General features: G+C 39.0%; 14 protein-coding genes. 2 read left to right on the forward strand and 12 right to left on the reverse strand.

Translation table 11 applies throughout. The features are described 5' to 3' along the window. Positions 1–14: 14 nt before the first annotated feature. The 4 genes from QZ055_RS05420 to QZ055_RS05435 all read right to left on the reverse strand — a co-directional run bounded on the left by QZ055_RS05420 (position 15) and on the right by QZ055_RS05435 (position 2,597). On the reverse strand, positions 15–785 hold the full coding sequence (locus QZ055_RS05420) for a carboxymuconolactone decarboxylase family protein (protein WP_155087044.1): 771 nt from the start codon (positions 783–785) through the stop codon (positions 15–17). An 88-nt stretch (positions 786–873) separates the two neighbouring features. After that, a complete protein-coding gene (locus QZ055_RS05425) occupies positions 874–1,272 on the reverse strand; it encodes a hypothetical protein (protein WP_105089942.1) in 399 nt (132 codons plus the stop codon). Positions 1,273–1,432: 160 nt separating this feature from the next. Then, positions 1,433–1,951, reverse strand: coding sequence for a MarR family winged helix-turn-helix transcriptional regulator (locus QZ055_RS05430; protein ID WP_295230882.1), 519 nt, complete (start codon positions 1,949–1,951; stop codon positions 1,433–1,435). Between the two features lie 217 nt (positions 1,952–2,168). After that, complete coding sequence (locus QZ055_RS05435; protein WP_295825158.1) at positions 2,169–2,597, reverse strand: hypothetical protein; 429 nt, start codon at positions 2,595–2,597, stop codon at positions 2,169–2,171. Between the two features lie 247 nt (positions 2,598–2,844). On the opposite strand from QZ055_RS05435, the gene QZ055_RS05440 reads away from it, so the two are divergent. Together QZ055_RS05440 and pgtP are read left to right on the forward strand one after the other, a co-directional pair. After that, positions 2,845–3,435, forward strand: coding sequence for a nitroreductase (locus QZ055_RS05440; RefSeq protein ID WP_295825160.1), 591 nt, complete (start codon positions 2,845–2,847; stop codon positions 3,433–3,435). Positions 3,436–3,827: 392 nt separating this feature from the next. Then, positions 3,828–5,159 (forward strand): phosphoglycerate transporter protein PgtP, encoded by a 1,332-nt coding sequence (pgtP, locus tag QZ055_RS05445; RefSeq protein ID WP_105089945.1) that lies wholly within the window; start codon positions 3,828–3,830, stop codon positions 5,157–5,159. Positions 5,160–5,255: 96 nt separating this feature from the next. On the opposite strand, the gene QZ055_RS05450 is transcribed toward pgtP, so the two are convergent. From QZ055_RS05450 to QZ055_RS05485, 8 genes are all read right to left on the reverse strand, one after another. Further along, the gene (locus tag QZ055_RS05450) at positions 5,256–6,029 is read right to left on the reverse strand and encodes a hypothetical protein (protein WP_105089946.1); all 774 of its coding nucleotides are present in this window, start codon (positions 6,027–6,029) and stop codon (positions 5,256–5,258) included. A 399-nt stretch (positions 6,030–6,428) separates the two neighbouring features. Beyond that, positions 6,429–6,782, reverse strand: a complete 354-nt coding sequence (locus QZ055_RS05455; RefSeq protein WP_005384960.1) for a Spx/MgsR family RNA polymerase-binding regulatory protein — start codon at positions 6,780–6,782, stop codon at positions 6,429–6,431. A gap of 84 nt (positions 6,783–6,866) precedes the next feature. After that, on the reverse strand, positions 6,867–7,187 hold the full coding sequence (locus tag QZ055_RS05460) for a HigA family addiction module antitoxin (RefSeq protein WP_105089947.1): 321 nt from the start codon (positions 7,185–7,187) through the stop codon (positions 6,867–6,869). 16 nt (positions 7,188–7,203) lie between these two features. Next, entirely contained in the window at positions 7,204–7,488 is a 285-nt protein-coding gene (locus QZ055_RS05465; RefSeq protein ID WP_005384956.1) for a type II toxin-antitoxin system RelE/ParE family toxin, read from the reverse strand. 364 nt (positions 7,489–7,852) lie between these two features. Continuing rightward, positions 7,853–8,569 carry a DUF554 domain-containing protein gene (locus QZ055_RS05470; RefSeq protein ID WP_005384954.1) on the reverse strand — a complete coding sequence of 239 codons (717 nt, stop codon included), beginning with the start codon at positions 8,567–8,569 and terminating at the stop codon, positions 7,853–7,855. 394 nt (positions 8,570–8,963) lie between these two features. After that, a complete protein-coding gene (locus QZ055_RS05475) occupies positions 8,964–9,563 on the reverse strand; it encodes a DNA-3-methyladenine glycosylase I (RefSeq protein ID WP_295825163.1) in 600 nt (199 codons plus the stop codon). Beyond that, the gene (locus tag QZ055_RS05480) at positions 9,563–10,006 is read right to left on the reverse strand and encodes a hypothetical protein (RefSeq protein ID WP_039968845.1); all 444 of its coding nucleotides are present in this window, start codon (positions 10,004–10,006) and stop codon (positions 9,563–9,565) included. The genes QZ055_RS05475 and QZ055_RS05480 overlap by 1 nt, the downstream gene beginning before the upstream one ends. A gap of 465 nt (positions 10,007–10,471) precedes the next feature. Further along, positions 10,472–10,954: flavin reductase family protein (locus QZ055_RS05485; protein ID WP_295825164.1), on the reverse strand; the 483-nt coding region annotated here is incomplete at its 5' end.

Raw genomic sequence — 10,954 nt, forward strand, 5'->3', positions numbered from 1 at the left:
AACATAAAACTCCTTTATTGTTTTGCTTCCCATGCGGTGTAGCCGTCTTGAATGCAGCGAAGGGCATTCAATGTACGTGGATAACCGATGTACGGCACGCATTGGGACGCGATGTTAATCAAATATTGCTTACTGTTGCCTACGTTTAAGTTGCCTTCTACGTGAGCCTTTAATTGAGGTTCACAGCCACCTTGAGCCGCCAAGAAACAGAAGGTAATCATTTCACGATGAGCCACACTTAAACCTTTACGAGTGTAGTAGTCGCCAAACATATTAGCAAGCCACTTATTGATGTGGCGTGTCTCTTCAGGACCTTCTTGGTAAGAATTACGGATAGACTCACCAAAGATTTCAACTTGCTTTTCAACGCCCTTTTCAAGGCGAGATTCACTAGTGATTGTACTGCGAGACGGATCCACAACAGTTTCCCCACGATAGTCAAAAATCTTATTTGTTACCTTAAAGAATGGGCGTACACGACCGATGCCAAGATAAGGTACCGCTTGATAAAGGAGCTCTATTACTTCATCGGGAATCAAGCCAAAGTTAAGTGCTGCTGGTAGCATCAACGCATATTCATCGACGGCAGATACACCCACTAATGTGGCAAGGATAGCCAAGAAACGATCCTTGGCAGGCACATTGCGACCCTCTTCGGTAATAACTTCGTCAAAGGCAAAATTATCAAACAATACTTCAAACTCAGGGTCAATATAACCTGCAGGGGCTGCAATATCTGGGAACATGCGCTCCGTATAGGCTTGAGCAAATTCAGATTTAGACATAGGAAACCTCCATAAACAACACTGGTGAAAGCCCAAAGGAGCTTTCACCAGCAATAGTTATGTAATTATTACGGCTTGCGCCATCAAATTATAAAGCTGGGAAAGAGAAATCAGTGCCGTATACTTCTTTCCAAGCAGCCAAGAACATGTTGTATTCATTAGAACCAGGAGTGATTTGGTACGCTTGACCATCTGGAGAGAAACGATATACAGTATGCAAGCTTGGGTGAACAATGTATTTGAACAATGTAGCTTCACCATATTGGTTGTTATGCATGTTCACTACATTGATACCGAATACGTAGTTACGGCTACTATCAATACCACTGAATTGGGATGCTTTATCAAAGAAGTATGTTTCAGAACCATTTGCACTATTTGGAACCTCTGGATAGTTAGCTAAACCATTCCAGTTTGCTGCATTAGCAACACCACCAACTAATAATGTACCGGCTAATACAAATGCGCCTAATAAATTTTTATTCATAATGCTCTCCTTTTGCCTTAACGGCATCTCACGAACAGGTCATACTCTCACATGACCTCAGTACAATACGTTATATGTATAGTATATCACATTTTATGAAAATATTAGATATATTAAATTAGAGAATGATGCATATGAGATCTTACTAAATTACACTACATTAGCGCTTAAGCTTCTCTGCTGTTCTAGCATTAGCGTTATCGATTGCGTCTAACAATTTGTTAAGCAACATGCGCAATTGACGCGTTTCTTCTACATCGAAAATCGGACCTGCAGATTCAGACAAGCGGCGCGGTACATGAACAGCTTCGTCACGTAATGCTTTACCAGTATCAGTAAGGGTTACCATAACGACACGTTCATCTTGACGACTACGCTTACGCTTTAAGAATGCTTTAGCTTCTAATTTCTTTAAAAGTGGTGTTAATGTACCAGAATCAAGGCGCAATACTTGACCTAGTTCTTTAACGGACAAATCACCATATTGCCACAATGCCATCATTACAATGTATTGAGTATATGTCAAATTTAACGGATCTAAGTGACTGCGATATGCATTAACAATTTCCTTCGCCACTACATAAAGTGGGAAGCTCAATTGGTTGTCTAATTTCATGTACTCTGCATCAGGTACATCTTCTTTATGTTTGTAACCTTCCAGTACGCCAATTTCTGCCATATTCTACCTCCATATGCACACAATAATCTACAAATTAATTGTACACAATTCTACAGCAAGCAGTCAACGTAAAAAACCTACTTTGTTCAGATATTTTTAAATTTGTCAATTAATTAATATATTTTTTCTTTTTTATTAAAAAATGAGCGCTTCTATAGAATTTATGGGCAGAAATCACACCATAAAGCTGTGAACCTATTAATAAGATTTTTTTATATTAGAATTCAATACCACATGCGGACATGGCTTCTTCAAGACGTTTAGCATGATCTAATTCTTCTGGAATAGAATGTTCAATTAATTCAGCAATTTTATGAGCACCCTCTTCATTAGAATTGCGAACTTCATCAGCTAATTTCGTAAGGATCGTATCTGCAGACACTTCAGCCTTGTAGAAATTAATGACCATCTTAATGAAGTCTTCCTTTGTAGCAGGACCATCGCCTAATAAATGGCTATAAATTCCGCCATGTGCTGCATCTTCTGCAGCATTTTTATAGATTGCATCAGCAATTGCATCATAACCAAGCTCTTTAGCTAAAAAATACATGGTGAAATATTGATTAGCACCGTTAATTTCTGCGTTCTTTAACATCTCAATAGTTTTTTCAAAGGATTTCCCCTTTGCAATACCATGTAAATTCATAATATTCTCCTTCTATAATAAGCTATATAGATTTAAAACTTTAAGTAGCTGCTCACATATGAATACTCAATAAAACCAAAAGCTAAAAATATAATTTTATACAATTAATATTGTAAACTCTATATCTATTTTTGTCAATATACTTGGTTTAATTAGCTAGTTAGTAAAATGTGGCCTCTTCTAGTTTTTTCTTGTAGTATAATAAAAGAAATTCTATACCAAATCCCATTTGTCTTAGGAGGTCCTCATGAATACCTTAGAATGTATTAAAACTCGTCATAGTACGCGTAAATTTAAAGCAGATCAAGTATCTCGTGAGCTTATCGACCAAGTACTCGACGCGGGTCGCCGTGCCCCATCTGGTGGCAATACACAATTAACACATTTCATGGTCATCACAAATCAAGACGTGCTCAACGAACTAGTAACGCTTGTGCAAGAGGAATACGGCAAAATGCCGATTACGGAAAATACATTGCCATACATGGTGAACATCATTAAAATGTCCGCTGAAGGCAAGTTTGTATTTAACTATGGTGCACCGGCTCTCATCGTACTAGCAAGCCAAGCAAGCTATGCAAACAACTTTGCCGATGTGTCTTGTGCTATGCAAAACATGATGCTTGCTTGCAACGAGCTCGACCTTGGCAGCTGCTGGGTAAACCAAATCCGTCACCTCCAAGACAATGAGCGCATCCAAGCTAAAATGCGTGAACTAGGCCTTAAAGAAGGTGAAAAAGTATATGCTAGCCTTGCTATTGGCTATCCAGACTTACCAAACGGTCTTAACCGCCGCGAAATCGAACCGAAAGGCTATCCTGTAACATATATTGATTAATTGAGACCATAAAATCAATATATTCACGTACGTATATAAATATATTCATAATTAATATACAACACAAAAGCGCTATCTATCCCACAACTCTAATTGAGTTTTGTTCGGAATAGATAGCGCTATTTTATTGACTATATTAGGTTTAGCTCATGACGCGTTATCAATCAAATCAGTAAATAAATTTTAATTACCCTTCAAATACGCGTTTGCAAGCTGCTTTTACAAGAAGACTATCGCCATACAATAGATTTTTTAATAACACTCAGCCTATGCCAAATACCTATAATGGTGCGTTAAAATAACTATTTATCATAATTAAAAATAAAACATAGTCGACTTTTAGTCATACATGGTATGATAAAAAAGACATTTTGTAGAAAGGATGTGTGATGATGTCGATTTTCTCTCCAGCTCCTCATATTGAACGATTACCAGAGGGGCAAATCGATTCCACCTACAAACGTCTTCGCAAAGAAGTCTTTGCAGGTACTTTTATTGGTTATGCTACATTCTATTTGATCCGCCAAAACTTTAGTTTGGCTGTTCCGTACATGATTGCTGAGTACGGTTACACTAAAGCGGATCTTGGTATTGTCATGACCCTCTTATCCGTAGCGTACGGCGTAAGTAAATTTGTCATGGGTAATGCGTCTGACCGCTCTAACCCAAAATACTTCTCCACAGTAGGTCTATTGCTCAGTGCTTTAGTTATGTTATTATTCGGCACCTTACCTGGTGTTTTAAGCAGTATTCCTATCATGTGCGTGCTCGCCTTCTTAAATGGTTGGTTCCAAGGCATGGGCTATCCTCCATATGCGAAAAATATGGTAACTTGGTTCTCCCGTTCTGAACGCGGCGCTTGGTGGTCCTGGTGGAACGTATCCCACAACCTTGGTGGCGGTATCATCGCACCCCTTGCTACGTTAGGTATCTATCTATTTGGTACATGGCATAGTATTTTCTTCTTCCCTGCTCTTATTTCTATCGTGTTAGCTGTGGTTACATTCTTCTTGTTGAAAGATACACCTCAATCCTGTGGCTTGCCACCTATCGAAGAATACAAACACGAACCAGTAGCAGCTGAAGTAAGCGATGAAAATAAAACTACTTTCAAAGAAATCTTCTACAAATATATTTTGCATAACAAATACTTATGGTATCTTGCAATTGCAAATATCTTTGTATACTTCATCCGTTATGGCGTAGTAAGCTGGGCTCCTACTTATTTGACAGCTGTAAAAGGCTTTACAAAAGAAGGTTCCCGTTGGGCTTACTTCTTATACGAATGGGCTGGTATTCCAGGCATGCTCGTAAGCGGCTATTTGAGTGACCGTGTATTCCGTGGCCGCCGTGCGCCAGCTACTATCTGCTTCATGCTATTCGTTATCTTGGCAATCCTCGTTTACTGGTTCAACCCAGCAGGCAATATCCTTATCGATAACTTAGCACTTATCGCTATCGGCTTCCTCATCTACGGTCCTGTTATGATGATCGGCCTTCAAGCAGCAGACATGGTACCACGGGTAGCAACAGGTGGTGCTACTGGTCTTACAGGCCTTCTTGGTTACCTCATCGGTTCCGCTGGTGCTGGTGCCTTCATGGGTCTCATGGTTGACCTTTATGGTTGGGATGGCGGCTTCGTAGCCCTCGTTGGTGCATGTATCCTCGCTATCGTATTCCTACTTCTCACACTTGGTGATAAATCCCAAGCAAAAGAACAGTAATCTACAACTAACAGTTGTTTGAACACAAAAATCCCCTAGTAACACATCGTTACTAGGGGATTTTATTATGTCTAAAACTATACACTGCACTACATTCTATGCTACGCATAAAGAACTATTGAGAACTTTCAAATTATACACGAGACCAAGTCGCGCCAATCCGTGCAACGCAACAGCCGTAACAGGATCCATGAAGCCAAATACACCAGCACCGATAATGGCGATATGGAATACAATGGACACGATGAGTAAACCTAAATGAGACTGCTTTGTTCCTTTTGAAAGCTCTGATACGGGAGATGCATCATCCACAAGAGAGCCCATCATGAGCGCCACTAAGATAAGCTCCAAGGAACACGGGCATAGTACCAATAACAAGGTTACAGTATGTATGAAATCCTGTGTCAATGCAAAGGAACCCATAGATAATAGCAATACAGCCACAACAATAACAGATGAATAATTGTTAATGCCCTGACGCATAGCAACGAGTTGAGATGGCATGGCAGGAAGCATATCATCATCTAAGGTATAATGTGACTCGCCTGTGATAAGCTGTTCCAAGAAAAAGCCAGCCTGTACGATGAGGCCCACATAGGCCGCCGTATGATAATCGCCAATGGAAATGAGCGCTACCATGGCCACAACAATAAGGAAATTAGCATGGATCTCTAAATGCTTCAAAATACTTTGAACGCTATTAATGAGCAGCGGCAAACCACAAACGAGAACCGTCACCCAAGCCAAGTCAATAACAGGATTGAATGACTCTGTGATGGCATCTAATAGAATAAATAAAACACCTAGCGCCAAAATAGCACCTTGCGTGAACAACGACACCTGCGCCGATAAAGACTGTAAAAATTTCATATAGACCTCTATACACTAGAACCGGCCTTACTTACTCCGGAAATAAAACAAAAACAACACAATATTAATTCAGAACTCTCTATACCTAAATTAATTCAAAACCCTATGAACCTAAATTATTTGATAAATCTATGTACCCATAGGGGTATATCTACAATGTAACCATTATACAAAATATGCGAATTATATACAAATCATTTTTTTCGATAAATGATAAAGAACTACAATTTCTTTATGTAGTACCAAAAGAATAAATTTATAAAAATGACTTCAAAGCTATGAGCTTTATTTGAAAGCTCTTATTTCTTTATTAGACGTAGAAAGAACAGGTCCCTAAAAACGACTTAGCTCGCTATGGAGGCTTTTAGGGACCTGTTCTTTCGGTTAACTAATATGAAATTAGAGCTTCAACGCCTCGATCCATTCTGCTTCTTTAAAGCCAACGAGTACTTTGTCTTCAAGAACCAAGATAGGACGTTTCACAAGCATACCATTGGATGCTAATAAAGCGAGTTTTTCTTCTTCGCTAAGGTTTGGTAATTTATCCTTCAATTGTTGTTCACGATAAATCATACCAGATGTATTGAAGAATGCTTTTAAATCTTTACCAGATTGTGGATACCACGCAGCAATTTCTTCAGCTGTAGGATTTTCAGACTTAATGTCACGATCTGTGTATTTAATATTATGATCATCTAAGAATTTCTTTGCTTTTTTGCATGTTGTGCATTTAGGATATTCAACAAATAACATAGCGTCTCCTTATAGTAATACATAATGTTATAACGATATATTTATAAGTTAAGTGTACCAAATATATCGAAAATTATCAATATCTCATTGACAGTCTACAGGTTCTAATGCATTACAATGATCAATAGAGCTTAATACTTCCTCCATCCCTGCACTATGCTTTGCGGTACGTAAATCAACATCCATCTGCAACCGCAAGAAATATCCTTCAGAAACACCAAAGTATTTAGCTAAACGTAGAGAGGTGTCTGCTGAAATAGCTCGTGTCCCATTCAAGATTTCCTGAATACGCGAAACAGGCACATGTATATCTTTAGCTAATCGATATGCAGATAGTCCTAATGGCTCCATAAACTCTTCTTTCAATATTTCACTGATGGTAGGTGTTGGAATAAACTTGTCCATATATATTCCCTCTCTATTAATGATAATCTATAATTTCTACATCATAAAAACTATTAATATCTTTCACTTTAAAACATAATCTATACTGGCTATTAATCCGTAAACTATACTGGCCAAAGCGATTGCCTTGCAATAACTCTAATCGGTTACCAGGTGGCCACCTTAAATCCTGTATCGATTCAGCATTATCTAATAATATTAGCTTACGAAGAGCTAATCTTTGTATAAACGGTGAAAAGCGTTTAGAAAAACTCTGATGGTAAACCTTTTCTGTTTCCTTATCTTTAAATCCGATAATCATAGAACCTCTCCTTTGATTATACCTGTTTTACAGGTATAACTCAATAATATATACCTGTATTTCAGGTATATTGTGGAATAACTTTATTCTATAAATGATTTCGGTAAAAGATTTCTCTAAAACAGCACTCAAATCCTACTGTTCTTCTGACTCTATTGGTCACCTATTTCGGAATGTATCTACTTCTAGTCATCACTTGAAGATCAGCAAATATTAGTACTAACTTTTATAATGGCTACAAATATAAAAAGACCTATATTCTCTAGACTCTCATGTGCAAAGTACAGCAGTGAAAGGTTAGAGAATATAGGTCTCTTATAAAATCTATATATTATTTTTCTTAGTATTCATAATACGATTTACATTAGAGCAAGAATGTAAGCCCCATAGCTACAAAGATGGCTGGTAATAGGTTCGCAATGCGGATTTTACCAGGCCAGATGAGGTCAATACCGACGCAGAAGATCAGAATAGAGCCCACGTAGGATAGGTTATCGATGGCACTCGGTGTCATCAACGGTGCTGCGATGTGTGCCATAGCGGTAATAATCCATTGAGTAATCCCTACAGGAATAAAGGAGAACAACGCGCCCTTCCCCATAGAGGATACCATAACCATAACGATGATACCGTCGAGGATACCTTTTAATAAGAGCGTTTGGTAATTACCCGTTAAGCCGTCTTGAATAGAACCGAGTACGCCCATGGCTCCCACTGTAAACGTAAGGGATGCCGTAATAAAGGCGTGCGTAAACTGCGGATCACCAGTGTTACCAGTTTTGGCTTTCACCCAGTCGCCAAATACAGTAATCCAACGGTTAAGGTCGATAAGCTCGCCAATTACGGCGCCTGCCACCATGCTAATGATCATCAGCATAGGCCCCGTCGTTTGTATCGTTCCGTTCACGATGACTAGCATATACTGCATGGCACCGCTCATCCCGAGGAGGAGAACAATAATGCCGCTCACCATCATGAGCGTCTGTTTCAAATTTTCTTTCATAAACCGACCAAATGCGAGGCCGCACAAGCTGCCGGCTATGATGAGGCCAATGTTAATGGCCGTGCCCAAACCAATCATATATTTCCCTTTCTGAATTGTGAAAGTAATACTTTATTTCATCATCAGTATATCAACTATATCGAAATAAATCAATTTATCGTGGTATACAACTAATCTATGCCGTTATATGGCCCTAGATAAAAACATATAGCAAAAAGCCCCTATCCCGTGAAGGATAGGGGCTTCATGTTGTGTTTATAGCTTTGAGAGAGAAGTATATGAGAGACCCGCTTTGGAGAGAGAGAATATATGTGTTTGTATAAAGCGGGCCGACATATGATGGAACGCTATCTTTCCATCGACTATAGTGTACACCTTAAAGTGCGGTTTAACACAAGTTCAATTTTGTAAAACCAATCATGTATAAAAACTATTGTTAACTAACGATTATACAAATACGTTACAACCTGTATTAATCCTCAGCGTCTACAGGCAATTGAACAATATCTGCGGTCTTATTAATCTCGTCAAAACAAGGACAGTCCTTACCGTGATCGTTGATAAGGCCACTGGCTTGTAGATGGGAATAAATAGTAACGGGGCCTACAAACTTAAACCCGCGCTTCTTTAGATCCTTACTAATCCGTGTAGACAGACCATTCTTTGCTGGCACATGCCCATCGGGATGGCTTTCATAAATAATTGTTTTATTACCTGTGAAAGCCCAGATATAGTTGCAAAACGAACCAAATTCATCTTGAATACGTTTAAAAGCAGAAGCATTATTGATAATAGCCTCAGTTTTAGGGCGAGACTTGAGCATGCCCTCAGTCTCCATAATCCGTTCTATGTCGCTTTCACCATAAGCAGCAACCGCATCAATATCAAAGTGATCAAAACAGCCTCGAATGATGTCTCGTTTATTCAAAATCGTAAGCCAACTGAGACCACATTGGAGGCTTTCAAGACAGAGATGTTCAAACTGCAATCGATCATCATGAATAGGACGACCCCACTCATGATCGTGATACGCCTGATACAAGGGCGTCGTCGGCCATTCACAAGTAGCCACTACACACCTCCATGGGCCCAGACGAGGACATCATACATGAGCGCTACCACGAGGCCCATCACGAGATGACCGCCCACATAAAACGGCACAAGATAATAGATAAACAGCAATAGTGAATGTAAGGCTCTGCGGAGCCATACAATCGGTGTAGACGTACCGCCGCCCACCTTGCCATCAAGCCAATTATGGACGATATAAATAGGTGTACCTAATCGGACAATCCAGTCGGGCATACGTTTTCTAGGATTGAGTCCTGGACAATACAAAATCACCAAGGGCAACGCCACCGCATCAAGGATGAGCAGCACCGTTAAGGTCAAGGAGAATAAGTCTATCTCGCCTTCCCACGTCAATGGATGAGCTATAAAGCGGAGCGCCCACAAATAGGCTTTATATACGATATACGGTTCTAATAGCCATAATAAGGGCTTCACTACACTCATGGGACTACCTACGCCAAACACAAAATAAGAAAACTACGCATTCGCGTAGTTATTTTTGATACTATTATTATATCAGATTTTGCACTTTTTGTGGGGTTAAAATTCATAAAATTTTATCAAAATATACAATTTATAGTAGTTCTCAATGAAAGAACCCACTATATAAGCTATTCCTCACTGTCGGCTCATATATACTGATTTTTCATCAATTTTATGACTTATTTTGATAAATTACAAAAAAAATATAGTGTAATTTACACCATAAAATCTAGTGTAAATTACACCATAAAACCTTGCTCAAACAACTAAGAATTTGCATCATTATCATGTGGCATTTTGTACTCATACTCTATGTTATTATTAATACAGGTAGTAAATACCGTCTCACTTTCTCCTTTTGAAAAAATAATAATGCAAATAAGGCAGTCCTGATGGACTGCCTTATTTGTATATTACATAGATTGTCTATTTCTCTATAGCCTCAACTATTTCGCCGATGTACATATAGTGTGGTTCCCAGCGATCACTGCCAGCTTTTGTATATTCAGGAGGATTGGATGCATAATACTCTTTTATTTTATCCGCTAAATGTGCTTCATCGAATTGATGTTCGTAGAGCTTTTTGCATACAAAAGTTAACTCTGCTTCTTCAAACATGACACCATCATCTACTGCAACTGGTGTTAAGCCCGAATTAGCCACCTTATCTTCGTCACGACCAGAATGAGATCCTAAATAACCAAGAGCCTTACGTTGGCTTTCAGGCAAGAAACTAACGGTAAACGTATCATATTTCGCCATGAATTCTTGGGTATAACGAGCTGGATGAATATACACAGTCACTGTGGAAATATCATTACCAACTAGGCCCCACATGTTGCCCATGCTGCCCCAACTAACAGTACAAGTATTAAAATCCTCAGGTGTACCAGCTGTAACAAGAGCCCA

The sequence above is a fragment of the uncultured Veillonella sp. genome, assembly GCF_905209685.1.
In the GTDB taxonomy this organism is placed as follows: Bacteria; Bacillota; Negativicutes; order Veillonellales; family Veillonellaceae; genus Veillonella.

Excerpts from the sequence above, each read along its gene's own strand:
- QZ055_RS05420 (WP_155087044.1), bottom strand. The coding sequence starts at position 785 with ATGTCTAAATCTGAATTTGCTCAAGCCTATACGGAGCGCATGTTCCCA.
- QZ055_RS05425 (WP_105089942.1), bottom strand. The coding sequence starts at position 1,272 with ATGAATAAAAATTTATTAGGCGCATTTGTATTAGCCGGTACATTATTA.
- QZ055_RS05430 (WP_295230882.1), bottom strand. The coding sequence starts at position 1,951 with ATGGCAGAAATTGGCGTACTGGAAGGTTACAAACATAAAGAAGATGTA.
- QZ055_RS05435 (WP_295825158.1), bottom strand. The coding sequence starts at position 2,597 with ATGAATTTACATGGTATTGCAAAGGGGAAATCCTTTGAAAAAACTATT.
- QZ055_RS05440 (WP_295825160.1), top strand. The coding sequence starts at position 2,845 with ATGAATACCTTAGAATGTATTAAAACTCGTCATAGTACGCGTAAATTT.
- pgtP (WP_105089945.1), top strand. The coding sequence starts at position 3,828 with ATGTCGATTTTCTCTCCAGCTCCTCATATTGAACGATTACCAGAGGGG.
- QZ055_RS05450 (WP_105089946.1), bottom strand. The coding sequence starts at position 6,029 with ATGAAATTTTTACAGTCTTTATCGGCGCAGGTGTCGTTGTTCACGCAA.
- QZ055_RS05455 (WP_005384960.1), bottom strand. The coding sequence starts at position 6,782 with ATGTTATTTGTTGAATATCCTAAATGCACAACATGCAAAAAAGCAAAG.
- QZ055_RS05460 (WP_105089947.1), bottom strand. The coding sequence starts at position 7,187 with ATGGACAAGTTTATTCCAACACCTACCATCAGTGAAATATTGAAAGAA.
- QZ055_RS05465 (WP_005384956.1), bottom strand. The coding sequence starts at position 7,488 with ATGATTATCGGATTTAAAGATAAGGAAACAGAAAAGGTTTACCATCAG.
- QZ055_RS05470 (WP_005384954.1), bottom strand. The coding sequence starts at position 8,569 with ATGATTGGTTTGGGCACGGCCATTAACATTGGCCTCATCATAGCCGGC.
- QZ055_RS05480 (WP_039968845.1), bottom strand. The coding sequence starts at position 10,006 with ATGAGTGTAGTGAAGCCCTTATTATGGCTATTAGAACCGTATATCGTA.